Source organism: Pyramidobacter sp. YE332 (assembly GCF_033060595.1).
Lineage (GTDB): Bacteria > Synergistota > Synergistia > Synergistales > Dethiosulfovibrionaceae > Pyramidobacter.
Genome location: NZ_CP133038.1, coordinates 1,841,721 through 1,865,292, shown reverse-complemented (window position 1 = coordinate 1,865,292; position 23,572 = coordinate 1,841,721). Strand labels below are relative to the sequence as shown.

General features: G+C 55.9%; 15 protein-coding genes, 2 tRNA genes and 3 rRNA genes. 19 read left to right on the top strand and 1 reads right to left on the bottom strand.

Annotation, left to right across the window (positions count from 1 at the left end; translation table 11 throughout):
- The first annotated feature begins 41 nt into the window (after positions 1 to 41).
- From RAH42_RS08780 to rrf, 5 genes are all read left to right on the top strand, one after another.
- Positions 42 to 1,566, top strand: a 16S ribosomal RNA gene (locus RAH42_RS08780).
- 104 nt (positions 1,567 to 1,670) lie between these two features.
- Positions 1,671 to 1,747 (top strand) — tRNA-Ile (locus RAH42_RS08775).
- A gap of 14 nt (positions 1,748 to 1,761) precedes the next feature.
- Positions 1,762 to 1,837: transfer RNA gene (locus RAH42_RS08770), tRNA-Ala, on the top strand.
- 96 nt (positions 1,838 to 1,933) lie between these two features.
- Positions 1,934 to 4,909: ribosomal RNA gene (locus RAH42_RS08765) — 23S ribosomal RNA — on the top strand.
- Positions 4,910 to 5,040: 131 nt separating this feature from the next.
- Positions 5,041 to 5,155 (top strand): 5S ribosomal RNA (gene rrf, locus RAH42_RS08760).
- The 16S, 23S and 5S rRNA genes sit together here with 2 tRNA genes alongside, the layout of an rRNA operon.
- Before the next feature lie 71 nt (positions 5,156 to 5,226).
- Here the strand turns inward: rrf and RAH42_RS08755 are convergent.
- Positions 5,227 to 5,505 carry a hypothetical protein gene (locus RAH42_RS08755; RefSeq protein WP_317539273.1) on the bottom strand — a complete coding sequence of 93 codons (279 nt, stop codon included), beginning with the start codon at positions 5,503 to 5,505 and terminating at the stop codon, positions 5,227 to 5,229.
- 254 nt (positions 5,506 to 5,759) lie between these two features.
- Here RAH42_RS08755 and nifJ point away from each other — a divergent pair, with 254 nt between their 5' ends.
- The 14 genes from nifJ to RAH42_RS08685 all read left to right on the top strand — a co-directional run bounded on the left by nifJ (position 5,760) and on the right by RAH42_RS08685 (position 23,395).
- Complete coding sequence (nifJ, locus tag RAH42_RS08750) at positions 5,760 to 9,326, top strand: pyruvate:ferredoxin (flavodoxin) oxidoreductase (RefSeq protein ID WP_078017051.1); 3,567 nt, start codon at positions 5,760 to 5,762, stop codon at positions 9,324 to 9,326.
- A gap of 472 nt (positions 9,327 to 9,798) precedes the next feature.
- Positions 9,799 to 10,589 (top strand): IS5 family transposase gene (locus RAH42_RS08745; protein ID WP_317539161.1). Its coding sequence is split into 2 segments (ribosomal slippage): positions 9,799 to 10,167 and positions 10,170 to 10,589, totalling 789 coding nucleotides; the frame shifts between segments, so codons are not numbered across the junction.
- 191 nt (positions 10,590 to 10,780) lie between these two features.
- Positions 10,781 to 11,365 carry a hypothetical protein gene (locus tag RAH42_RS08740; RefSeq protein WP_078017053.1) on the top strand — a complete coding sequence of 195 codons (585 nt, stop codon included), beginning with the start codon at positions 10,781 to 10,783 and terminating at the stop codon, positions 11,363 to 11,365.
- A gap of 1 nt (position 11,366) precedes the next feature.
- On the top strand, positions 11,367 to 12,287 hold the full coding sequence (locus RAH42_RS08735) for a Ppx/GppA phosphatase family protein (protein ID WP_078017054.1): 921 nt from the start codon (positions 11,367 to 11,369) through the stop codon (positions 12,285 to 12,287).
- Positions 12,288 to 12,354: 67 nt separating this feature from the next.
- Positions 12,355 to 13,314, top strand: a complete 960-nt coding sequence (locus tag RAH42_RS08730) for a tripartite tricarboxylate transporter substrate binding protein (RefSeq protein WP_078017055.1) — start codon at positions 12,355 to 12,357, stop codon at positions 13,312 to 13,314.
- Between the two features lie 86 nt (positions 13,315 to 13,400).
- Positions 13,401 to 13,979, top strand: coding sequence for a tripartite tricarboxylate transporter TctB family protein (locus RAH42_RS08725; protein ID WP_296425814.1), 579 nt, complete (start codon positions 13,401 to 13,403; stop codon positions 13,977 to 13,979).
- A 15-nt stretch (positions 13,980 to 13,994) separates the two neighbouring features.
- Positions 13,995 to 15,491, top strand: a complete 1,497-nt coding sequence (locus tag RAH42_RS08720; protein ID WP_296425812.1) for a tripartite tricarboxylate transporter permease — start codon at positions 13,995 to 13,997, stop codon at positions 15,489 to 15,491.
- 47 nt (positions 15,492 to 15,538) lie between these two features.
- Positions 15,539 to 17,182 (top strand): Na/Pi symporter, encoded by a 1,644-nt coding sequence (locus tag RAH42_RS08715; RefSeq protein ID WP_296425807.1) that lies wholly within the window; start codon positions 15,539 to 15,541, stop codon positions 17,180 to 17,182.
- Between the two features lie 61 nt (positions 17,183 to 17,243).
- The gene (locus RAH42_RS08710) at positions 17,244 to 17,942 is read left to right on the top strand and encodes a PhoU domain-containing protein (RefSeq protein WP_317539272.1); all 699 of its coding nucleotides are present in this window, start codon (positions 17,244 to 17,246) and stop codon (positions 17,940 to 17,942) included.
- 501 nt (positions 17,943 to 18,443) lie between these two features.
- Positions 18,444 to 19,904, top strand: a complete 1,461-nt coding sequence (locus RAH42_RS08705) for a LysM peptidoglycan-binding domain-containing M23 family metallopeptidase (protein ID WP_143521856.1) — start codon at positions 18,444 to 18,446, stop codon at positions 19,902 to 19,904.
- Between the two features lie 30 nt (positions 19,905 to 19,934).
- The gene (locus RAH42_RS08700; RefSeq protein ID WP_296425801.1) at positions 19,935 to 20,996 is read left to right on the top strand and encodes a hypothetical protein; all 1,062 of its coding nucleotides are present in this window, start codon (positions 19,935 to 19,937) and stop codon (positions 20,994 to 20,996) included.
- Between the two features lie 13 nt (positions 20,997 to 21,009).
- On the top strand, positions 21,010 to 21,564 hold the full coding sequence (locus RAH42_RS08695; RefSeq protein WP_205948321.1) for a hypothetical protein: 555 nt from the start codon (positions 21,010 to 21,012) through the stop codon (positions 21,562 to 21,564).
- Positions 21,561 to 22,568: a hypothetical protein gene (locus RAH42_RS08690; RefSeq protein WP_317539271.1), complete on the top strand. Its 1,008-nt coding sequence runs from the start codon at positions 21,561 to 21,563 to the stop codon at positions 22,566 to 22,568. Before RAH42_RS08695 ends, RAH42_RS08690 begins: the two co-directional genes overlap by 4 nt.
- On the top strand, positions 22,502 to 23,395 hold the full coding sequence (locus RAH42_RS08685; RefSeq protein WP_317539270.1) for a hypothetical protein: 894 nt from the start codon (positions 22,502 to 22,504) through the stop codon (positions 23,393 to 23,395). Before RAH42_RS08690 ends, RAH42_RS08685 begins: the two co-directional genes overlap by 67 nt.
- The last annotated feature ends 177 nt before the right edge of the window (positions 23,396 to 23,572 follow it).

Here is a 23,572-nt window from a genome sequence, read left to right as displayed (position 1 = left end):
TGGTGAAGAAGAGACAGCTAGTGCATGAGCTCGATCAATTTTCAACGGAGAGTTTGATCCTGGCTCAGGACGAACGCTGGCGGCGTGCTTAACACATGCAAGTTGAGCGAGGATGGTTTGAGGAGACATATGTTGAATTGAATCATTCGAGCAGCGGACGGGTGAGTAAAGCACAAGGACTTGTCCGAAAGAGAGGGACACCTTCGGGAAACCGGAGCTAATACCTCATAAGCCGGAAGGTGAAAAGCAGAGATGCGCTTTTGGAGAGACTTGTGTCCTATCAGGCAGTTGGTGAGGTGAAAGCTCACCAAACCGAAGACGGGTAGCCGGACTGAGAGGTCGACCGGCCACATTGGAACTGAGAGACGGTCCAGACTCCTACGGGAGGCAGCAGTGGGGAATATTGGGCAATGGGCGGAAGCCTGACCCAGCGACGCCGCGTGAGGGAAGACAGCCTTCGGGTTGTAAACCTCTGTTGCAGGGGAAGAAGGAAGTGACGGTACCCTGCGAGGAAGCTCCGGCTAACTACGTGCCAGCAGCCGCGGTAATACGTAGGGAGCGAGCGTTGTCCGGAATTACTGGGCGTAAAGGGCGCGTAGGCGGCGCTTCAAGTCGTCTGTCAAATGGAAGGGCTTAACCCTTTTTCGCAGACGAAACTGGAGAGCTTGAGAAGCAGAGAGGCAAACAGAATTCCTGGTGTAGCGGTGAAATGCGTAGATATCAGGAAGAATACCAGTGGCGAAGGCGGTTTGCTGGCTGCATACTGACGCTGAAGCGCGAAAGCCAGGGGAGCGAACGGGATTAGATACCCCGGTAGTCCTGGCAGTAAACGATGTATGCTGGGTGTGAGACTAGCGATAGTTTCGTGCCGAAGTTAACGCGATAAGCATACCGCCTGGGGAGTACGGTCGCAAGATTGAAACTCAAAGGAATTGACGGGGGCCCGCACAAGCGGTGGAGCACGTGGTTTAATTCGATGCAAACCGAAGAACCTTACCTGGACTTGACATACACGCGGTAGAGAAGCGAAAGCGGATCGACCCCTCCGCAAGGAAGGGAACGTGAACAGGTGCTGCATGGCTGTCGTCAGCTCGTGTCGTGAGATGTTGGGTTAAGTCCCGCAACGAGCGCAACCCCTATTGCCAGTTGCTACCAGGTAAAGCTGAGCACTCCGGCGAGACTGCCATCGACAAGATGGAGGAAGGTGGGGACGACGTCAAGTCATCATGGCCCATATGTCCAGGGCGACACACATGCTACAATGGATGGTACAGAGAGAAGCGAGACCGGAAGGTGAAGCAGATCCCAGAAAGCCATCCCCAGTTCGGATTGCAGTCTGCAACTCGACTGCATGAAGTTGGAATCGCTAGTAATCGCGGATCAGCCAAGCCGCGGTGAATACGTTCCCGGGCCTTGTACACACCGCCCGTCACACCATCCGAGTCGGGTGCTCTCCAAGCCGGAGGCCTAACCGCAAGGAAGGATCCGCCTAAAGAGTGTCCGGTGAGGAGGGTGAAGTCGTAACAAGGTAGCCGTACGGGAACGTGCGGCTGGATCACCTCCTTTCTAAGGAGCACCATCAGCGAACGAGAACTCAAGCTGAACGAAACAAGCTGCACGTTTGCACGACAGAAATACAGAGCGACGCTAGTTTAACTTCTTCACTTTGTGGGCCGCTAGCTCAGTTGGTCAGAGCACTCGGCTGATAACCGAGAGGTCAGAAGTTCAAATCTTCTGCGGCCCACCATATTCATCTTTGCTGGGGGTGTAGCTCAGTTGGGAGAGCGCCTGCTTTGCACGCAGGAGGTCGTCGGTTCGATTCCGGTCACCTCCACCAGCTAAGAACACTTCTTCAAGGGACGTTTTCTTACCCAACAGTCAAGAAAAAGACGGTACGCGCTCTTTGACAATCGAACAGGACGAAACTGAAACAGGTTAAGGTAGAAAGGGCATACGACGGATGCCTGGGCACTTACAGCCGACGAAAGACGCAGCAAGCGGCGAAACGCCGCGGGGAGCCGCAAGCAGGCCTCGATCCGCGGATATCTGAATGGGGCAACCCCACGGGTGCAGACCCGTGACTCCGTAAAGGAGAGGAACCCGGTGAAGTGAAACATCTCAGTAGCCGGAGGAAAAGAAATCGAAGAGATCCCCCCAGTAGTGGTGAGCGAACAGGGGCCAGCCTAAACCCCCGCAGTGCAAGGCAGCAGCCGTTGCTGCGGAGGGAGTTGCGGGACAGTCGGGGAAGCGCTGCTGAGCTTCCGCAGAGTAAGAAAAGCTCGGGTTAGTCGAATCGTGTTGGAAAAGCGAGCCGCAGAACGTGAAAGCCGCGTAGACGAAAACCCGATCCCTCTGAAGACCGAATCCCAAGTAGAGCGGAGCACGAGAAATTCCGTTTGAATCCGGGCCGCCCATGGTCCAAGGCTAAATACTGTAAGTGACCGATAGCGCATAGTACCGAGAGGGAAAGGTGAAAAGCACCCCGGGAGGGGAGTGAAAGAGACCTGAAATCGTATGCCTACAAGCAGTTGGAGCTGGAAATACAGCGATGTATGGAAAGTGACAGCGTGCCTATTGAAAAATGAGCCGGCGAGATATTGCATGCAGCGAGGTTAAGGGATGAAGTTCCGGAGCCGAAGCGAAAGCGAGTTCGAAGAGAGCGCGAAGTTGCCTGCAATAAACCCGAAGCCTGACGATCTAGCCATGGGCAGGTTGAAGTGGGGGTGAAACCCCATGGAGGACCGCACCAGTGCCTGTTGAAAAAGTCTTGGATGACCTGTGGTTAGGAGTGAAAAGCTAATCGAGTTAGGTAATAGCTGGTTCTCCCCGAAATGCATTGAGGTGCAGCCTTGATGGATTCGTGACGGAGGTAGAGCGACTGACAGCTCAAGCGGTCCTGGGGGATTTGCGCGAGCCATCAAACTCCGAATGCCGCCACGTAGAAATCAGGAGTGAGACCGCGGGTGATAAGGTTCGTGGTCGAAAGGGAAACAGCCCAGATCATCAGCTAAGGCCCCGAAGAGCATGCTAAGTGTGACAAGGATGTAGGGACCCCGAAACAGCCAGGAGGTTGGCTCAGAAGCAGCCATCCTTTAAAGAGTGCGTAACAGCTCACTGGTCGAGGACCCCCGCGCCGAAAATGTAGGGGGCTAAGCATGCCGCCGAAGCTATGGGATAGAGCAATCTATCGGTAGGGGAGCGTAGTCAGCGGGACGAAGCGAAATTGTAAAGTTTCGTGGACAGCTGAGTAGTGAGAATGCCGGCATGAGTAACGACATATTTGCGAGAATCAAATACACCGGAAGACCAAGGATTCCTGGGGAAGGTTGATCCGCCCAGGGTAAGGCGGGGCCTAAGTCAAGGCTGAAAAGCGTAGATGATGGACAGCAGGTTGAAATTCCTGCCCCGCGATAAGTTCGCTACGACCGAAGCAGCGACGCAGAAAGCTAGACAGGCCGGCTGATGGAAGAGCCAGTCCAAGGAAGCAGGCTGGGGCGACAGTCAAGCACATCGCCCCGTCAAGGCCGAGATCCGAGAGGGAGCCTCATTTCGAGGCGAAGCTGTTGAAGCTCCGCTGCCAGGAAAACCTGCTAGGGAGAACTTATGGCGCCCGTACCCGAAACCGACACAGGTGGTCAAGCTGAGCAAGCTAAGGTGAGTGGAATAACTCTCGTTAAGGAACTCTGCAAGTTAACTCCGTAACTTAGGGAGAAGGAGTGCTGCCCCCGTCAATCGTAAGGTGAAGCGGGGAGCAGCCACAGAAACCAGGCTCAAGCGACTGTTTACCAAAAACACAGGACTCTGCATAAGACGCAAGTCGAAGTATAGAGTCTGACGCCTGCCCGGTGCTGGAAGGTTAAATGGAAGAGTGAGCCGCAAGGCGCAGCTTGGAAATGAAGCCCCAGTAAACGGCGGCCGTAACTATAACGGTCCTAAGGTAGCGAAATTCCTTGTCGGGTAAGTTCCGACCTGCACGAATGGCGTAACGATTTGAGCGCTGTCTCAACGAGAGATCCAGTGAAATTGTGGTACCGGTCAAGACGCCGGTTCCCCGTGGTAGGACGGAAAGACCCCATGGAGCTTTACTGTAGCCTGATACTGATATTTGAAATCACATGCACAGGATAGGTGGGAGGCGGAGAAGAGAGAGCTTTGGCTTTCTTGGAGCCATCGTTGGGATACCACCCTTGTGATTTCGAATGTCTAACTTTAGCGTCTGAATCGACGAAGAGGACACAGTCAGGCGGGCAGTTTGACTGGGGCGGTCGCCTCCCAAAGAGTAACGGAGGCGCGCAAAGGTCAACTCATGGCGAATGGAAACCGCCAAGAGAGCGCAAGGGTATAAGTTGGCTTAACTGCGAGAGAGACATTTCGAGCAGAGACGAAAGTCGGTCCTAGTGATCCGGCGGTGCTGAATGGAAAGGCCGTCGCTCATCGGATAAAAGCTACCCTGGGGATAACAGGCTGATCTCCCCCGAGAGTTCCCATCGACGGGGAGGTTTGGCACCTCGATGTCGGCTCGTCGCATCCTGGGGCTGTAGCAGGTCCCAAGGGTTGGTCTGTTCGCCCATTAAAGCGGTACGCGAGCTGGGTTCAAAACGTCGTGAGACAGTTTGGTCCCTATCCACCACGGGCGCAAGATATTTGAGGGGAGCTGCTCCTAGTACGAGAGGACCGGAGTGGACGTACCACTGGTGTATCTGTTGTGGCGCCAGCCGCATCAGCAGAGTAGCCAAGTACGGCCCGGATAACCGCTGAAGGCATCTAAGCGGGAAACCGCCCCCAAGATGAGATATCTCATACCAGAAGGTAGTAAGGTGTCCCCGAGACGAGGGGTTCGATAGGCCGGGAATGGAAGCGTTGCGAGACGTTGAGTTAACCGGTACTAATACACCGAGGCCTTAACCTGTTTCAGTTTCGTGCTGTTCGAGAGAAGAGAAACGAAAAAGAGAAACGAAAAAAGAACAACGAAAAGGTTTCGCTTTCGCACTGACTGTGGACGCGTCCATGGCAGTTGCGGAAGTCGAATTGAACAGAGATACTGGTGATAAATGCGGAGGGGGTCCACCCGGTCCCATGCCGAACCCGGCAGTTAAGCCCTCACGCGCCGATGGTACTGCGATTCGCTTCGCGGGAGAGTAGGTCGTCGCCCGTGTCTCTGTTTTTTCTTCCTTACTTCTTCCTTCTTCTCTTTTTCTCTTCCTTTCTCCGCTCGAAAATCTTCGCTTAAAAATCTTCGCTCAAAAATCGCCGGCCCGCTGCGGAAAATCCTTCCCGCTGCAGACCGGCTTTTTTGTAAACGTTGCTCGCTTGGCCTTTTGATGTTTCTCTTGTCCTCTTTGGCTGTCCTCTTTGGCTTTCTTTCGCCTTCTTTAGTTTTCTCTTGTTTTCGCTGTCGGCGGATGGGCCCTCCATGTCAGGGAACTCCGCCGATTTTTTTGTTTCTTGGGCTAATCCTGTATTTTTCTGTGCTTGCTTCATCATGATGAAAAATACAGTATACAAAAATCAATTTTGCCCGATAATTTTTTTTCGATGTTTTTCTTTTAAGATAAATCACAAACTTTTATTGCATTCGTGATAGAATTTGAATCACATAGGGGAATTGCTGTGTCTTTTATGTGGTCGTCGTAACGTGGGCTTCGAGGGAGAGTGTGTTGGTTTCACGGCTGGATGGGGTTGCAAAGGGAAAAGGGTGAATCCCTTTCGATTTTTATCGATACAGCAGATCCTAATTATCATCAAGGGGGAGTTTCGAAATGGCAAAACGTTGGAAGACTATGGATGGCAATATGGCCGCAGCGCACGTCAGTTATGCGTTCACTGAGGTCGCCGCGATTTATCCCATTACGCCTTCTTCGCCGATGGCCGAAGACTGCGACGAATGGGCGGCCCAGGGGAGAAAGAATATTTTTGGCAGGGTCGTCGAGATCTCGGAAATGCAGTCCGAAGCGGGCGCGTCAGGCGCTGTGCACGGTTCTTTGAGCGCCGGATCCTTGACGACGACTTTTACGGCTTCGCAGGGATTGCTGTTGATGATCCCCAATATGTATAAAATCGCCGGCGAACGCCTGCCTGCCGTTTTCGACGTCAGCGCCCGTGCCCTGGCGACGCATGCCCTCTCGATCTTTGGCGACCATGGCGACGTGATGGCTTGTCGCGGCACAGGATTTGCGATGTTGGCTTCCTCCAGCGTACAGGAAACCATGGATCTGACCGCCGTTTCTCATCTGACGGCCATCAAGGCGCGCGTGCCTTTCCTGAACTTTTTCGACGGCTTCCGCACTTCGCACGAGGTCCAGAAGATCGAGGTGCTGGACTACGACGATCTGGCGAAGCTGGTCGATTATGACGCGATTGCCGAGTTCAAGGCCGACTCTTTGAATCCCGAGCATCCTTACACCAAGGGGACCGCGCAGAATCCGGACATTTTCTTCCAGGCGCGCGAAGCCTGCAACCGTTTTTACGATGAGCTGCCCGAGACGGTCGCGCAGTACATGGAGCAGATTTCCGCTCTGACGGGACGCGAGTACCATCCGTTCAACTACTACGGCGATCCCGAAGCGGAACGGGTGATCGTCTGCATGGGGTCCGCCTGTCAGGCGGCCGAGGAAACGGTCGATTACCTGATGGCCCGCGGCGAGAAGGTTGGTCTGGTCATCGTCCATCTGTATCGTCCGTTCAGTCCCAAATATTTCTTCAGGGGCCTTCCGGCCACTGTCAAAAAGATCGCCGTGCTCGACCGCTGCAAAGAACCGGGCGCGTTGGGCGAACCTCTGTATCAGGACGTTTGCGCTCTGTTCGAGGAATACGCCGAAGCCGAGCGTCCGCTGGTCGTCGGCGGCCGTTACGGCTTGGGTTCCAAGGACACGACGCCGACGCAGATCAAGGCGGTGTTCGACAATCTGAAGAACTACAAGCCGGTCAATCATTTCACGGTCGGCATCAACGACGACGTGACCTATCATTCGCTGCCTCTGGGCGAGACGGTCAATGCCGCTCCGGAAGGAACGATCCGCTGCAAGTTCTGGGGCCTCGGTTCCGACGGCACGGTCGGCGCCAACAAGAACGCCATCAAGATCATCGGCGACAACACCGATCTCTATGCCCAGGGCTATTTCTCTTACGACTCCAAGAAGTCGGGCGGCATCACCGTTTCGCACCTCCGCTTCGGCAAAAAGCCCATCAAGTCGACCTATCTCATCGAGAACGCCGACTTTGTGGCCTGCCACAAGCAGGAGTATCTGCACCAGTATGATGTGACTGCCGGCTTGAAGAAGGGCGGCGTGTTCCTTCTGAATACGCAGTGGACCGGCATGGATGCCCTCGAAGCCAATGTCCCGGCCAAGGTCAAGCGTTATCTGGCCAAGAACGACATTCAGTTCTACGTGATCGACGGTACGGACATCGCTCAGAAAATCGGCCTGGGCAACCGCACCAACATGGTCATGATGTCGGCCTTCTTCAAGCTGGCCAACGTCATTCCCATGGAAGACGCCGTCAAGTACATGAAAGACGCCATTCAGAAGTCCTACGGCCGCAAAGGCGAAGATATTATCAACATGAACAATGCGGCGGTCGATCAGGGCTACGGCGCTCTGAAGAAGATCGATATCCCCGCGGCCTGGGCCGAGGCGGCCGACGCTCCCAAGACCGAAGCTGCCGGTTGCTGCGAAGAGCGTCCTGATTTCATCAGGGATATCGTCGATCCGATTAACGCTCAGGAAGGCGACAAACTGCCCGTCAGCGCTTTTGTCGGCATCGAGGACGGACGCTTCCCCAACGGCACTTCCGCTTTCGAGAAGCGCGGCGTTGCCGTTTTCGTTCCCGAGTGGAACAAGGACAAGTGCATCCAGTGCAACCAGTGCTCGATGGTGTGCCCGCACGCGACCATTCGCCCCGTGCTGCTCGACGAGGACGAAGCCGCTCACAAGCCGGCCGGTTTCGAGACGCTGCCGGTGAAGGCGCCCAAGGAACTTGCCGGCCTTCAATTCCGCATTCAGGTCAGCCCGCTTGACTGCCTTGGCTGCGGCAACTGCGCCGATATCTGCCCCGTAAAGGCTCTGGAGATGAAACCGCTGGCCTCTCAGATGGCTCAGGCGGAGAACTGGCATTTTGGCATCGACCATGTCAGCGACAAGTCCGACCGCGTCAACACTCACAATATGAAGAACAGCCAGTTCGCCACGCCCTACTTCGAGTTCTCGGGGGCCTGCGCCGGCTGCGGCGAGACGCCGTACGCCAAGCTGGTCACGCAGCTTTTCGGCGACCGCATGATGATCGCCAACGCCACGGGCTGCTCGTCCATTTGGGGCGCTTCCGCTCCCAGCATGCCCTACACGACCAACGCTCTTGGACAGGGCCCCGCCTGGGCGAACTCTCTGTTCGAGGACAATGCCGAATACGGCTACGGCATGGCCATGTCCGTCAAGAACAGCCGCAACGATCTGACGGCCAATGTCGAAGCGCTGCTTGCATCCGACACGCTGCCCGAAGAAGTTCGCAAGGCGCTGCAGGGTTGGTACGACGTTCGCAACGACGCAGCCGGCAGCAAGGCCGCAGCCGAGGCGGTGTACGAAGTGCTCGACTGCGATCTCGGCGACGAAGAACTGAACGCCAAATTGGCTCGCGTCGGCGACCTGGCCGATTATCTCGTCAAGAAGTCCATCTGGATCTTCGGCGGCGACGGCTGGGCGTACGACATCGGTTTCGGCGGTCTGGATCACGTCCTTGCCAGCGGCGAGAACGTCAACGTTCTTGTCTTCGACACCGAGGTGTATTCCAACACGGGCGGTCAGTCCTCCAAGTCCACGCCCACTTCTGCTGTCGCCAAGTTTGCCGCGGCCGGCAAGAAGGTTGCCAAGAAGGATCTTGGACGTATCGCCATGACCTATGGTTACGTCTATGTGGCTCAGTGTGCCATGGGCGCCGACAAGAACCAGCTGGTCAAGGTGCTGAGCGAGGCAGAGGCTTACGACGGTCCGTCGCTGATCATCTGCTATGCGCCCTGCATCAACCATGGTCTGAGGGCCGGCATGGGCAAGAGCCAGGAGCAGGAGAAGAAGGCCGTGGAAGCCGGTTACTGGCATCTGTATCACTACAACCCCGAGCTCGAAGAACAAGGAAAGAATCCTTTCGTCCTCGATTCCAAGGAGCCCAAAGCTTCGTTCCGCGACTTCCTGATGAGCGAGAGCCGTTACACTTCGCTGGCCAAGACGAATCCCGAAATGGCCGAGCAGCTCTATGCAAAGGCCGAGCGCGACGCCAAGAGACGTTATTGCGTGTACAAGAGTCTGGCTGAAGCTAAGCCTCTTGAAGCGGAATGACTTTAACGAATCATGATGTGCACAAAGGCAGGAGCCGAGATCTTCGGCTCTTGCCTTTGCTGTAATTTGGATCGTTTTTTGTGGAACGGTTTTATGCTGTACTGATTTTCAATTAAAAACAGATTTATAAAAGGCGTGCTTGAAAATGCCGCGTCTCGAAGAGCGTTAGGCCTTTGAGGAACGACATCGCGCAGTTTCCGATGCGCCTTTGCTGCCATAAAAGCCGTGCCCTTCTTAAGGAAAAACGGTATGACTCGCATCGTAGATTTTCATCGGCCGATTTGCGTCCCGGTGGTTCCGCGTTTTTATCGGCAATTGAAATAGATTCTTATGAGTTATATCTATTGATATTGTTATAGCCTCTAAGAACTATAAAGGTATTGACATCGCTTCATTGGCGAGTAAAATGACTAGGGCTTGTTTAAAAAACGTCAAAGTTGCCTAAATCGATCCAATCGCTTAAACTTTTCTCATGGAAGAGAGAAGATATGAACTGACCTCCAGCGAGTGGAATCGAATCAAGAGAATGCTGCCGCCCGAACACCCGAAATCAGGTCAACGTGGACGCCCGGCAAAATACGATAACCGCAGGATCATCAATGGGATTCTGTGGCTTGCCAGAAGTGGAGCGCCATGGAGAGATCTTCCGGAGCGTTACGGCAAATGGCAGGCAGTTTACGCACGTTTCAGGCTGTGGAAACAGCGGGGAATATTCGAGGCGATCTTTGCCGCCCTAAGCGCTGATGCCGACATGGAAAATCTCTCTATCGACTCCACGTCCTGCAAAGTACATCAAAGTGCCAACGGGAGAGGGAAAACCCCGGAAGGGGGAAAAAAGGGGCTCAAGCGATTGGCATGTCCAGAGGCGGCAAGAATACGAAAATTCATGCGATAGTAGATGGTTTAGGCAATCCGCTGGCGCTCCTGCTCAGTCCCGGCAATGACCACGATTCCCGCCATGCCGTGTCCTTGCTCGGGCAAGCGGAAATCAGAGGGAGCAACGTCATCGGCGATAAGGCTTACGGTTCGCAAGCCATCAGAGAGTACATTACTTCTCGGGAGGGAAGTTACACTATCCCGCCGAAGAGCGATAATCCCGAACCGTGGTTTATAGATGAGCATGTTTACAAGGAACGACACTTGGTTGAATGTTTCTTTCAGAAAATCAAATGGTTCCGTAGAATTTTCACCCGCTATGACAAACTTGACGCTTCGTTTTTCGCTTTTGTTCTTGTCGCTGCCAGTGTTATTTTATTGAAATAATACAAGCTGAAATGTTTTTTAAACAAGCCCTAATCACGGAAAGCAAGCGAAATAATCTCTTAATATTTTATTTCGAGGATAATTTTTGAAAAAGAAAAGTCTTCAATAACTTTGGAGAATGACGCCGAGTGCGTGTCGGTAAGCTTTCTTTGTTTTGCGGAGACACGTCTCATGTCAAGGAGGAGTTTTGTATGGCGATTGTAGCGCGCTGGGAGTGGCGGACCTTTGGCAAGGGAGACTTCGGCGTCGGCGAGAAGACGCTGCGGGCCCTGCCGATGGATTCGAACAAGAGGACCGACGAAGAATACATTCTTTCCAGAAATAGCGACGAGAACGTCAAGATCCGCTTTGACCTCATCGACGTCAAATCTCTTCAGAAGGTCAATGCCGACGGCCTGGAGCAATGGCTGCCGGTTCTCAAGACGGGATTCCCGATCGCCGCGGACGAGCTTTCCGCGCTGGCTAAAATCCTCAAGGTGGAGCTGCCGGAACTTGAGCGCGCCGAATACACTCACGACCAGTTTATCAAGGAGCTCGTCGTGCCGCATAAAGATCTGGAGCTTGTTCTGGTGAAAAAGGACCGCGACATTTACAAGATCGACGGCGCCACGGCCGAGATCGCCGCCGCAGAATTCAACGGCGTAGCGTGGCGGACGATGTGCGTCGAGCATGAAGACCCGATCCTGATCATGAGGGTCGTGGAAAAACTCGGTATGAAGGGCGTGGAGAACATGAATTACATCCAGGCCATGAAGAAGTCGGTGGGGATCAAATAAGATGGCTCCGAGAAAAGCGATCATCGATGTCGGTACCAACTCGATCAAGTTCTGTCTGGCGGAAGGGACCGGGGCCGGCGGGTACAAAGTCGTCAAGGACGTCAATGACATTGTCCGTCTTGGCGAAGGGCTGAAAGACGCCGGCTGCATCGGCGCGGAGGCGCTGGAGCGCAACGCGCGGTCCGTGGCGAATTTTGCAGAGGAAGCGAAAGCGGCCGGAGCCGACGAGATCATCGCCGTGGGGACGATGGCTTTGCGCGTTGCCAAAAATGCCGCGGATTTTATCGCCCGCGTCAAAGAGCTCTGCGGCGTGGAGCTGCGCGTGCTTACCGGCGAAGAAGAAGCCCAGCTTTCCTACGTGGCGGTCATGTCGGGCATCGAAGGGGCCGCTGAGGCCGATCTGATGACGATGGATACCGGCGGCGGCAGCACGGAGTTTGTTTTTGGCAAAGCCGGCAGGCTGGTGAGAAAGTTCAGTCTCAACGTGGGGGCCGTCCGCTTTACCGAGCAGTACCTCGCGGAAATGCCCGTCACCGCGAATAAACTGGCGGAAGCGCAGGCGGCCATTGCCAAAGAGCTGACCGACGGTGGCGTTGCCGGTCCCGTCGCGTTCCTTGTCGGCATGGGCGGCACGGTCACCAGCATGGCTTCGGTGAAGCATCAAATGGCTCAATACGATCCCGACGTGATTCAGGGATCCACGCTGAGTCTCGACGACGTAAACGCTCAGATCGCAGACTATGCGGCCAAGACGCTGGATCAGCGCCGCGAGATCGTCGGCCTCCAGCCCAAGCGGGCCGACGTGATCCTAGCTGGCGCCTGCATCGTCAAGGCCGTTCTCGAACTGACCGGCGCCAGGGAAATGACGGTCAGCGACCGCAGCCTGCGGCATGGTTTGTTGTTTCAGCTCTTTAAAGCTTAAGCGGCCTCCGTTCTCTGGAAATGGTCTTGGGGACAGAGAGGCAACTGATGAAGGAGGGTGTTGTTTCGTGAGATTCCGTAAGGCAATGTCATGCGCTTTCGTTCTGTGTGCGGCGATGTTTGCTTCGGCTGCCTGCGCAGCCTATCCCGAGCGCCCTATCCACATTGTGAATTACGTGGCCCCGGGCGGACTGATGGACGTGACCAGCCGCAAGTTCATCTCTGTCGCCGCCAAGTACACCGACGCGACCTTTGTGGTCGAGAACGTGACGGGCGCCGGCGGGCTGGTGGGGCTGGGGCACGTGCTTCAGCAGCCGGCGGACGGTTATACGGTTTTCGCCCCTACGACCGCCGTCGTCAACAAAGTCTTGTCCTCCAAGAAAAACGAGGACGAGATGATCTGGAGTATGGAATGGGTCGCGATGCTGATGCGCGATCCCGAATGCGTCATCGGCGCCGCGGAAGGCGAGTTCAACACGTTCGAGAAAGTCGTCGCCGACGCGAAAGCCAAGAACGGCACCCAGCTGTGGAGCGGCCCCGCTCCCGGCGGCAACGATCATGTGCTGGCGACCAAAGTCTGGCGCATCGTCGGCATGAAGGCCAAATGGGTTCCCTACAAGAGCGGTCCCGAAGCCATGATGGGGACGCTGAGCGGCCAAAGCGTGGCTTACGTGGGCAATCCCGCCGACATGGCCGGGCGTCCCGGCTACAAGATCCTCGCCCTGTGCCGCGGCGAGCGCCTGCCGCAGTTCCCCGACGCGCCGACGTTCAAGGAGCTGGGGTACGAAGGGCTCGAGAACGAGATCATGTGGCGCGGTTTCGCCATCCGCAAAGGCGCGCCCGAAGAGGCCTACGCGTGGTGGGAAGAACTGAACAAAAAAGTCGCTGCCGATCCGGAATGGAAAGAATATCTCGAGCGCGACGGCATCGACGTGGTCGACTGGGGGCGCGAGAAGTTCACCGCGCAGGTCAGGAACGACGTAGAGAACGTCCGGCTTGCGCTTCGCGAAGCCGGGATGATCAAGTAAGCGGGCGGCACGGTATAAAAAGCGGTCCCTGTTTTGTGGTTCACGAAACAGGGACCGCTTTTCGAAAGAGAGAGGTGTCGATATATATGCAGTCAATGCAGGAACTTGCCTTGTCGCTGAACAATCCGCGCGGTCTGGTCGTGATCGCCGGAGTCTGCGCGGCAGTTCTCGCGGTATCCGCGCTGTTTTTCGTTGTCTGCGGCAAAAGGGACCGGCTGGGCTCGCTGCTGGTGTCGACGGCTTTTGTCGAGCTGTCTGTCGTATTTATCTTTCTGACGAACGGCCTTGAAGAGATGGAAGGCATGGACAGCAGTTCGAAGCTGATGCCCTATCTGTGGTCGCTGCCGCTGCTGGTCGTTTCCCTGTTTCAGCTGTTTCGCACGTGGCGGGCCCCCCGCGTCAAAGCCGTCGGGCATGGGCGCGTCGATAAAGTTTTCTGGGCTTTTGCGATTGTGGCGGCGGCTATCTCGCAGTTCGACACGCTGGGTTTTTTCGTTTGTACGGCGGCCATGCTGGCGCTGCTGATGCTGCTTTTGGGCGAGCGGCGGATCCTGCTGATTTTGGGAACCGCGGCCTGTTGGGTTCTGTTCACGTGGTTTGTTTTCAACAAGGTGCTCCTGCTCGGTCTTCCGGCGGGAACGCTTTTCAGCAAGCTGTTCATGTGACGGGGAGCGATGACGATGGAATTGTTGACGAACCTTTGGTCGGGGCTTCGCAATCTGATCGGCGCCGGCCCGTTGCTCATTGTCACCGCCGGCGTCGTCGTCGGCATTCTCGGCGGCGCGATGCCGGGCATGTCGCCGTCCATGGCGGTGGCGATTTTGCTGCCGTTCACGTTTGGCATGTCGCCGACGATGGGGCTGGTGATGCTGTGCGCGATTTATCTGGCTTCGAATTACGGCGGTTCGGTCACGGCCGTCATGATCAACACGCCGGGAACGCCGTCGGCGGTCGTCACGGCTTTCGACGGCTATCCTCTGGCAAAGAGCGGCAAGCCGGGCTATGGTTTGGGAATTTCCCTTGTCGCCTCCGTGTGGGGCGGCTTTATCGGCGTCGTTATCCTCGTGCTGTTCTCGGCGCCGCTGGCGAATTTTGCGTTGAAGTTCTGGCCGGCCGAATACTTCTCGTTGGCGCTGATGGGACTGTCCACGGTTTCGTCCATGGCCGGCCGGAAGTGGGCGGAGTCGCTGATGGCGGTGCTGCTGGGTCTTATGCTGAACACGATTGGCCTGGATCATGTCAACGGCGTGAGCCGTTTTACCTTCGACATTCTCAATCTATACGATGGATTTTCTTTTGTGCCGGCGCTGATCGGGCTGTTCGCCCTCAGCGAAGTTTTCGCCAACATCGAAGAAAACGATTATCGAGCGTATGAAGCGGCGCAGGAGCGCGTGTCGGAGTGGCCGTCGCTCAAAACTTACTTGGGGCTGGAGTGGTCCATTGTCCGTTCGAGCGTTCTGGGAACGCTGATCGGCATTTTCCCCGGCGCCGGCGGGACGATCGCTTCTTTTCTGGCGTATGACATGGAAAAAAGGTTGTCCAACCATCCCGAGACGTTCGGCACGGGAGCTTATGAGGGCGTTGCGGCCGCGGAGGCGGCCAACAGCGCCTCGGTCGGCGGCGCGCTGGTGCCGCTGCTGACGCTGGGGATCCCCGGCAGCGCCTCCACGGCGGTGTTGATCGGCGCGTTGATGATCCACGAACTGCGCCCTGGCCCGGAGCTCTTTGCGAAGCAGCCCGAACTGGTATATACTTTGTTCTCGAGTCTGTTTGTCGCGAATATCGTGCTCTATTTTCTGGGCACGTGGGGCAGCCGCCTGTGGATCAGGGTGACGAAAATCCCCAAGACCGTGCTTTATCCGCTGATCTTTGCGTTCGCGATCGTCGGCAGTTTTGCCGTCCGCTCGTCGGTGTTCGACGTCGGCGTATGTCTCGGCTTCGGCGTGCTCGGCTGGATTCTGAAGAAATTCCATTATCCGCTGTCGCCGATCGTGCTGGGGCTGGTACTGGGGGCATTGATCGAGACGAATCTGCAGATGACGCTGATCATGGGCGGGCCGCAGCTCCTCTATACGCGTCCCCTGAGCGCAGTGCTCCTGGCGATCACGGGCGTGATGCTTTTGGCGCCTATTTTTTCCGAGCTGAAGAATAAGAAAGCCGCGAAAGCGGATCGTTGAAATAGAACCGTCTCCTACGGTGAAGAGGCGGGGGAGGCGATTGTACTGTGCTGTATTTCACCAGCTTTGTCAATATCTTGGGAGGTTTGGCGCTGTTCCTTTTCGGCGTCGACCAGAGCTCGCGCTTTTTTCGTGAGAATATGAGCGCGAACGCCAGAAACTCGATGGCCCGTTTTACGAAGAAGAAAGCGCAGGCTTTTTTGTTGGGCGTGGTCCTTTCCGCGCTCACGCAGAGCAGCACCATCGCTACGTCGTTTGCCGTCGGATTCGTGGATGTCGGCATGCTGAGCTTCGCCGGCTCGCTGATCGTGATGATGGGGGCCAGCCTGGGCGGCACGTTCGTGTCCTTCCTTTTGAGTCTGAATCTGTTCGATTACGCGCCGCTCATGTTCGGCGTGTCCTATTTCCTCTGCAAGAGCAGGAATAAATGGGTCAGTTCCGGTTTCGGCGTGCTTCGCTGCCTGGCGCTGATCTTTCTCGGGATGCAGGTTCTGGGTTTGGGCACGAAGACGCTTTTTGCCGATCCCGAGTTCAGCCGGCTGATGACGCGCTGGGCGTCAGACGCGCTGGTGATGGGGATCATCGCTTTCATCGGCTCGGGCGTGCTGCAAAGCAGCTCGGCCATCATGGCGCTGGGGATCGCCTTGGCCGCGTCGAACGCTTTGCCGGCGACTTCCGCACTGCCCATCGCTCTGGGAGCGCACATCGGTTCCACGACCATGGTGGTGTTGGCGGGCATGAGCGGTTCGCTCAGCGCGCAGCGCCTCGGCTATGCGACGTTCTTCTTCAAGCTGTTGGGGGGGCTGATTTTCTTGTGCTTCTTGCCCTTCGTCCACAGGACGTTCGTCTCCCTCGGCATCTCCGCCGCTCAGGAACTGGTGTACGGTCAAGTGCTGATCGCAACGTTCAACATTCTCGTCTTTCTGCCTTTCCCTCAATTTCTTACGTGGATCGGCGTCCGGCTTGTATCGGGCAGCGGCAGCCTGAGCGAACCCCGCTATATCGACGAAAAGATCCTGGACGTTCCCGAACTGGCGGTCATGCTTTTGTCAAAGGAAATGGGACGCCTCTCCAACTACATGGAGGCGTATCTGCAGATGCTGCTCGAACCGCAGCAGCGCAACGGCGCGCTTTTTGGAAAACTGCCTCGGGCGATCGCCGATTTGTGCGAATCGTGCCAGGAATTTGCCTATCATATTCGCGTTCCTGCCGAAGAAGAAAAAGTGTCGGAGGATTTTACGATCATCAGTTACACGATGTCAATCCTGCGCGGCATGTCCAAGCTGCTGACAGGATCGATCCGATCGCATCTGGAGTCGACGGCGGTTCATGACGCGCTCCGCGCGCTTCTGGGAAACGGCGTGTGGGAGCGCTGGTGCAAACTGTCGCGCAAGTGTATGCGGTCCGCTCTGTGCGCCTTTGTCATTGGCGAGAAAGGCCAGGTCCACGCGCTGGAAAGCCAGGAAGCGGAACTTGCCGGCCTGAGCAACCAGATTCGCCGTGAAGTGGGCGAGAGCACTTCTTACGACCGCAACGCCTCCCGGGCTGTCCGTCTGGTCTCCCTGATGCAGGGGTTCCTGGCCATGGCGAAAGAGGTGGCCGAGGGCGAAGAGTTCACCAAGAAACAGGCAAGATATTCGACCGGAAGAGCTTTTTCCGAGTGGAAGGAGGGGGCTGTGAGTGGCGACTAAAAAGAGCGAATCAAGCGAGCGTAGCCTCGAAAATTATCTTTATTCTTCTGACAAAGCGCGTATGTATACGCTGGTTCAGCAGATGACGATCGGCGCCAGAGAGGCTCTGGCCAAAGCCGTCGCGGGGCTGTGCACTCTCGACGTGGGCGCGGAAGAGGATGTCATCTGCGGCGACGACGCGATCGACGAGCTGGAAGAGCAGATCGATCAGGAGTGCCTTTATTCCATCGCCATGCGGCAGCCGATGCGCGAGGATCTGCGCTATGTCTATGCGGTCATGAAGATCATCACGGATATCGAGCGCATCGGCGATCAGGCGGTCAACGTCGCCGAACGGCTGAAAGAGTATGTCAACGATTACCACGGGCGCGCGCCGCTGCCCAAGATCGACGATCTGCTTGACGTTTCGCGCCGATGCAGCGAGATGATCGACGACTTTCTGGCCGCGCTCGATAAAGAAGACGGCGGCGTGCTCGCCGTGATCCGCGAAAAACGTCGCGAAACCGTGCGGATTTGCCGTAAATGCGCCGAGTCGTTGATGCAGCGTCTTTCTTCCCCTTATCTGTCGGAGACGCCTGCGGAAATCTTCATCGCGATTGACCTTTTTCGCCATCTGAAGCGTGTGGCCGATCACCTGATGAACTTGGGAGAAAAAGTTTACTTCATCGCGACGGGCGTTTCTCCTTTGACTTTGAAAAGACAGCTCGTCAGCCAGGGCTGCTCTCATGAAGATTCGCATCCTACTGAAAGCGCAAAATGAAGATGTGTCCCTCTCACGCGACTTCCCGATTAAAACACTGGATCATCCCGGCGCTTTGGGGGAGAAGCCGCGAAGCGAATTGCGCCGATCGCGCGACAGCCGGGAGAGTTCCAGGTACTGAACTTTCTCGGAGCCGTCCGCATTGAATTGTTCCATGAGAACTCGGTATGAAATATGGGGTGGGGAGACGATCATCGTCTGTCCCGCCCCATATTTTTATACGCTGTCTCCCGCAAGCGTCCCGCGTTCTCCCGGAAGCGTCCGCCCCTAACGCGTTGGGGGCTCGGAATGGGATCGCTGAAATTTTTGGGAAGGAACAGATGAATTCACCGTCCGAAACGAGTATAATGGATGCGTTATCATGAGACGTATTGTGTCTCCCCTGATGCAGAATAAACGTTCCGCGTGATTGGCACCTTGAGAAAAGTATCTATGAGGAGTTGACGATTGCTCTTGGACCGATTGGACAAAAAAAACAGCCGCAGAGTTTTTTGGAGCTTGATGGGTTCGATGATTTTGGCGACGGCCGGCGCTATCTCTCTGGCGGTTTTCAAAGCCGAAGATTTGCCCGCCTATAAGGATTTTCCGCTTTCCGCTTTTTTCCCTTCTCTTGAAGCGCGTGCGGCTCTGGCTCAGGGGCAGATGGTCCAGCTTGAGCGGGAAAATACCAGCGGCGTTATCTCGCCGCTGCTCCCGGATTCTCCTGAATTTGAAGAGAGCGGCCTGATGCTGGATGAGGTCGTTCCCGAGGAAGACCCTCTTGGCGGCGGAAGGCTGGCGATCCTTCCCGCGATGAATGAAGATCGGTCTTTTGACCAGCCGTTGCCGGTGCACGATCCTTTTATGACGTTGTCCCTTTCGGAGCTGAGCAATCAGAAAACCGACGACGGCAGCGTCATTGTCCGGCTGCTGGGCGAGAAAGACGAGATGGACGAAGATATTGACGAGCGTCCTTGGCTGGAGCACACCGTCGGCCAGGGCGAGCGGATGGTCGACATCTCGCGGAAGTACGGGATTCTTGTCGCGACGATCAGCAAGGCCAACAGCATCAGCAATCCTGACCGGCTTTCGTTGGGACAGGTCCTCTTGATTCCGCGCACGGAAGACTTGCTGGAAGACGTCTTGGAAGAACAAAAGAGCCGCACCGAGGAAAAACTCGCTTCCAAACAGAGAGCTGATCCGGTAAAATACCGGAAGTACACGGTAAAGCCGGGCGACTCTCTGTGGACCATTGCCAGCGCAAATAATCTCAGCATCGATTCTCTTTATGGAACCAATATCCTCCGCACGCCGGATCGTCTTTCTCCCGGCGTTGTCCTGCGCATTCCCAATCAGGACGGATTGAGCGTCAAGATTGCCAAAGGGCAGACTTTGAACGCGCTTGCAAAAAAGTACGGCGTTGCCGAGAGAGCGATCCGCATGGCGAACGGATTGGCCGACAAGGTGGAATTGAACGCCGGTCAGGAGGTATTTATCCCCGGTGCAAGCCGGTCCATTGCCGTGTATCGAGGCAGTTCGAGCGGCGGCGGCATGTCGCGCACGGCCCCTCCCGTTGCCAAAGCCGCCAGCGGGGCGGCAGGCCGTTTTTCCTGGCCGGTGGTGGGAAAAATCTCCAGTCCGTTCGGCTGGCGCCGGCATCCGATCCGACGGGCCAGGCTTTTCCACGCCGGCATAGACATACGCGCGCCCCGGCATACTCCCATACGCGCTTCGCGGGGAGGCCAGGTTATTTTCTCCGGCTGGATGAACGGTTATGGACGGACGGTCATTATCCGTCATGACAGCACGTATACGACTTTGTACGGCCACTGCCAGTCGTTGATGACCCGCAAGGGGCAGAACGTGAAAAAAGGGACCGTGATCGCCACAGTGGGGTCGAGCGGGCGCGCTACGGGGCCGCATGTCCATTTCGAAGTCCGCCGCAGCGACAGTCCGACGAATCCGATGAGTTATCTGCGCTGAAAACAGTGAAAGACAAGAGGAGCGAGTGACATGAAAAAAGTAGGAATCGTTTTACTTTTGTGCAGTCTTCTGGGAAGCGCCGCGGGCGCTGCTACGGACACGACGGCGGCGAAACAGATCGATCGTCTGGAAAACGCGATTTATGGTTCAGTGCGTTCAGGCGGTCTGATTTCGAGGCTCGACAGCGTAGAGAAGGATCTTTACGGCACGAAACTGCAAGGCACGTTGGCGGAGCGCGAGTCAGCTCATGTCGATTACCTTGAGAAGGGAACCGAAGGGCAGCCGTCGCTTCTGTACAAGATGAGCGTGGCTGAATGGGGCCTCGAGATTTCTAATAATGCCGATAAGCCGCTTATCGAGCGGATTCCCGTTGTTGAAAAAAGGCTCGAAGGAAGCTCCATGGAAGACAAACCCATGGCGATGCGGGTGGAACGAGTGCTCGGTATGGTCGTCTCCGATCCCGTCGCTTCCGAGCCCGTCGAGGTTCCCGCAGGAACGGTCGTCCGCCTGCAGCTGATGGAAACCTTGAAACCTTCCGTCACCAAAAAGGGCGATCGGGTTTTGCTGAAACTCACGCATAATCTTATCGTGAACCATAGACTTGTCGCGCCTGTGGGAGCCCCCGCGGAAGGGATCGTCACGTCAGTCAAAAAACCGCGCAGTTTTGGCCGCCCGTCGGAGATCCGGATCTCGGTGAAGTCTTTGAAGACGCTGGGGGATCCGGTTTTGCCCCTGAGCGAAGGCGAAGCCTCCAAAAAGGCGACGGAGTTTGAGGCCAGTTATGCGGCGGCGGCGGGAACGAGCCTTGTGGGCGCACTTGCATTGGGGCCGTTGGGGCTGGCGGGCGGATTCTTTATCCGCGGCAACGCCAAAGAAGTGCCGGCGGGGGCCATCATGTACTCTGAAACCGAAAAAAGCGTCTCGGTACCTGCATATCCGATCCCTGCCTCTTTGGGAGCGTTGGCGAACGATAAATATGTCGATGTCCTGAGCGGCAAAACCGTGAATCTGCAGAAAGTGAACGAAGAAAAAACGAAAGTGGAGGACGCTGCGGAGCCCCCTAAAAAGGCGACCGAGATTGACAACCTCTAAACCGTAAGGGACTTTGGAAAGGAATGGTCATGTGCGGCGGAATTGTATAAGAGCCCTGGTCGTCGTATTCGTTGCGCTTGCACTGGCCCTCTGGGGAAGAGCTCTGAGACGCGATCTCGATGTGATCGGGGCCCTCGTCGATACCGGCAAGGAATTGAGCTGGGAAATAGGCGGCGTTACCGCGGTTCGCAACGTCGGCAAAGACCAGTGGAGGATCAGCGCGGAGAAAGTTGTGCGTGACCATCCTGTGGAACATTTGAACAAAATCTCAAGCCAGATCATGGGGCCATCCGGTCTGCGCACGATCAACGCCCCCAACGGAACCTACGATCATGAAAACGGTACGTTGACGCTGCGCGATGCCGATGGAATATGGCAGCGCCCTGAGCATCCTTTCGAGTGGAAGACGCCGGAAGCTCGCTGGGAGCAAAAAAACGACGTGTGGAATTTTCCTCGGGGAGTGACCGTAAGCGGCGACGTTTATACGTTGGTCTGCAAGAATGCGGTTATGGACGGACAACGCAAAATATGTGTCAAAGATGGATGCATACGGTGGTGGAGTGAATGACGAAATATTCGACGTGTCTCGGGGGGCTCGTGCTCGCTTTTTCTCTGCTGGCGCCGACGAATGACGTTTGGGCGGCGCAGAAGAAGCTGCCTGAGGTCACGGACACGCTGCCTGTCGTCCTCGAGGCGGACGGCATCGAGTTTGACGAAGTCAATCATCTTGCCACCGCGCGAGGCCACGCCGTGGTGCGTTATACCGATCTGGTGTTCCGCGCGGATCGGGTGACGCTGGATTCGGAGACGAATGTGATCAGAGCGTTTGCCTCTGCCGGAAAGAAAATCAAAGTCCAGCGTCAAAATGCGGACACGTTGGCGGGCGACTTTCTCGAGTATCATCTGAATGATTCGACAGGATATCTCGAAGGAGCCGAAGGATCGTCGAAAGTTCCTTACGGTGCCGTTTACATCAAGGGAGCGCGCGTCGAAGTTGCGGATCCGCAGACGGCCCACGAGAAAAAATGGCTGCGGGGAAAGTATCTGCGGGGAAGCGCTCCGGACAGCGCTGTCGTGCGTTGGAACAGCGCTTCATATACGACCTGCAAGCAGGATCACCCCCATTATTTGCTTCGTTCCAAGAAAATCGTCATGGTGCCGGGGAAGTATATCGTGCTTCATCATCCCCGGGTTTATGCAGGTTCTGCGTATCTGTTCACGATGCCGTTCAATATGGTCGTCAATCAAAAGCCAAAAGCGAAAAACGTCGTGACGATCATGCCGAACTATGACAGCGACAAACACTTGGGACTGGAAGCGCGTTCGACCTTTTCCTGGGACGCCGGACAGCTTGCCCTCGGGGCGGGGATCTGGCAGGAAGGCATGTTCGAGTATCAGGCGCGCGTCGATCAACAGGTGGCCCCGTGGCTGTCTCTGTATGCGGGAGACAATCATCAGTACGACAGCAATACGGACGAGACCAAGTCCCGTCCCTTCTGGGGGCGGTGCTGGCGCGTTCCGGCTGGGCCATGGACATCGGCTGGGCTCAGAGGGAAAAACGTTCGGTCATAAGAAAGCCTGGTCAGAAAGAATATGAAACGACGCTTTGGCGCGACCCGGAAGTGGAACTGACCTCCCCCTGGGTCGGACTTCATATTGGCGACTTCTCTCAATATGCTCGCTTCAAGGGAAACTGGGGGAGATTTCAGGAAACGGGAGTCGATCGAAAAGGGTATCAGGGCGATTTTATCGAGCGTTACGGCTGGGGGATCGATTATTACACCGAATATCCCTTTCGGCTCGGCGCCTGGACCGTCTCTCCCTTCTTCAAAGGCGACTACTGGAATTACGGCTATAAGAACGACGGCAGCGACCGCCAGATCGTGACGATCGGGACATTGGGCGTCAGGGCATCTTGCGGCGGCTTTGAGATCGGCTCTGCATTCGAGCAGAAAAGGGTGTCGGGGCGTTCCGCGTTTGGCAACGGTTGGGACCGCAATTATGATACGGACACCTTTTATCAGCGCGTGGGCGTAAAGATCGGGCCTTCTCTTACGTTTGCGGTACAGGGAGTTTTTGATCTGACCGGCAATAAGAATGAACTGTCTTCCATGGGGTACATCCTGACTTACGACAACAGCTGCTGTACGCGTTGGGAGCTGACGGTGAACGACGATCTGACGGACAGCAACAACAACGACTGGATCACGTTATCCTTTGCCATCACGGCGTTCCCCGACAGCCGGTTCAAGATCGGCAACGAGAACTTAAGCAATCCCTTTGGGCGTCCCGGCGGTTTGGCTGTGCGCCGGCGGCGCTATAAACCGACCCTTATGGAAAAGGACGGCACGGAACAGGCGGAAAACGCTGAGATCGCGATGCCTAAATTCGATGTCTAGAGAGAGCTTTGTACAGAAACGATAAATCAGGCCATGCCGGTTGAGCTGTACCGGCATGGCCTGATTTATCGTTTGCGATCGATGAAATCTGAAAAACGACGCGAAGCGGCGTACTTTCTTGCTACAAAAATTGCACAAACGGAAACGAGTGGGATATAATAGAAAAGAGGCACAGCC

What these genes read in the sequence shown, in the direction of transcription:
- nifJ (WP_078017051.1), top strand. Translation starts at nt 5,760, where the DNA reads ATGGCAAAACGTTGGAAGACTATGGATGGCAATATGGCCGCAGCGCAC.
- RAH42_RS08710 (WP_317539272.1), top strand. Translation starts at nt 17,244, where the DNA reads ATGTATACGCTGGTTCAGCAGATGACGATCGGCGCCAGAGAGGCTCTG.
- RAH42_RS08700 (WP_296425801.1), top strand. Translation starts at nt 19,935, where the DNA reads ATGAAAAAAGTAGGAATCGTTTTACTTTTGTGCAGTCTTCTGGGAAGC.
- RAH42_RS08720 (WP_296425812.1), top strand. Translation starts at nt 13,995, where the DNA reads ATGGAATTGTTGACGAACCTTTGGTCGGGGCTTCGCAATCTGATCGGC.
- RAH42_RS08740 (WP_078017053.1), top strand. Translation starts at nt 10,781, where the DNA reads ATGGCGATTGTAGCGCGCTGGGAGTGGCGGACCTTTGGCAAGGGAGAC.
- RAH42_RS08705 (WP_143521856.1), top strand. Translation starts at nt 18,444, where the DNA reads ATGGGTTCGATGATTTTGGCGACGGCCGGCGCTATCTCTCTGGCGGTT.
- RAH42_RS08690 (WP_317539271.1), top strand. Translation starts at nt 21,561, where the DNA reads ATGACGAAATATTCGACGTGTCTCGGGGGGCTCGTGCTCGCTTTTTCT.
- RAH42_RS08735 (WP_078017054.1), top strand. Translation starts at nt 11,367, where the DNA reads ATGGCTCCGAGAAAAGCGATCATCGATGTCGGTACCAACTCGATCAAG.
- RAH42_RS08725 (WP_296425814.1), top strand. Translation starts at nt 13,401, where the DNA reads ATGCAGTCAATGCAGGAACTTGCCTTGTCGCTGAACAATCCGCGCGGT.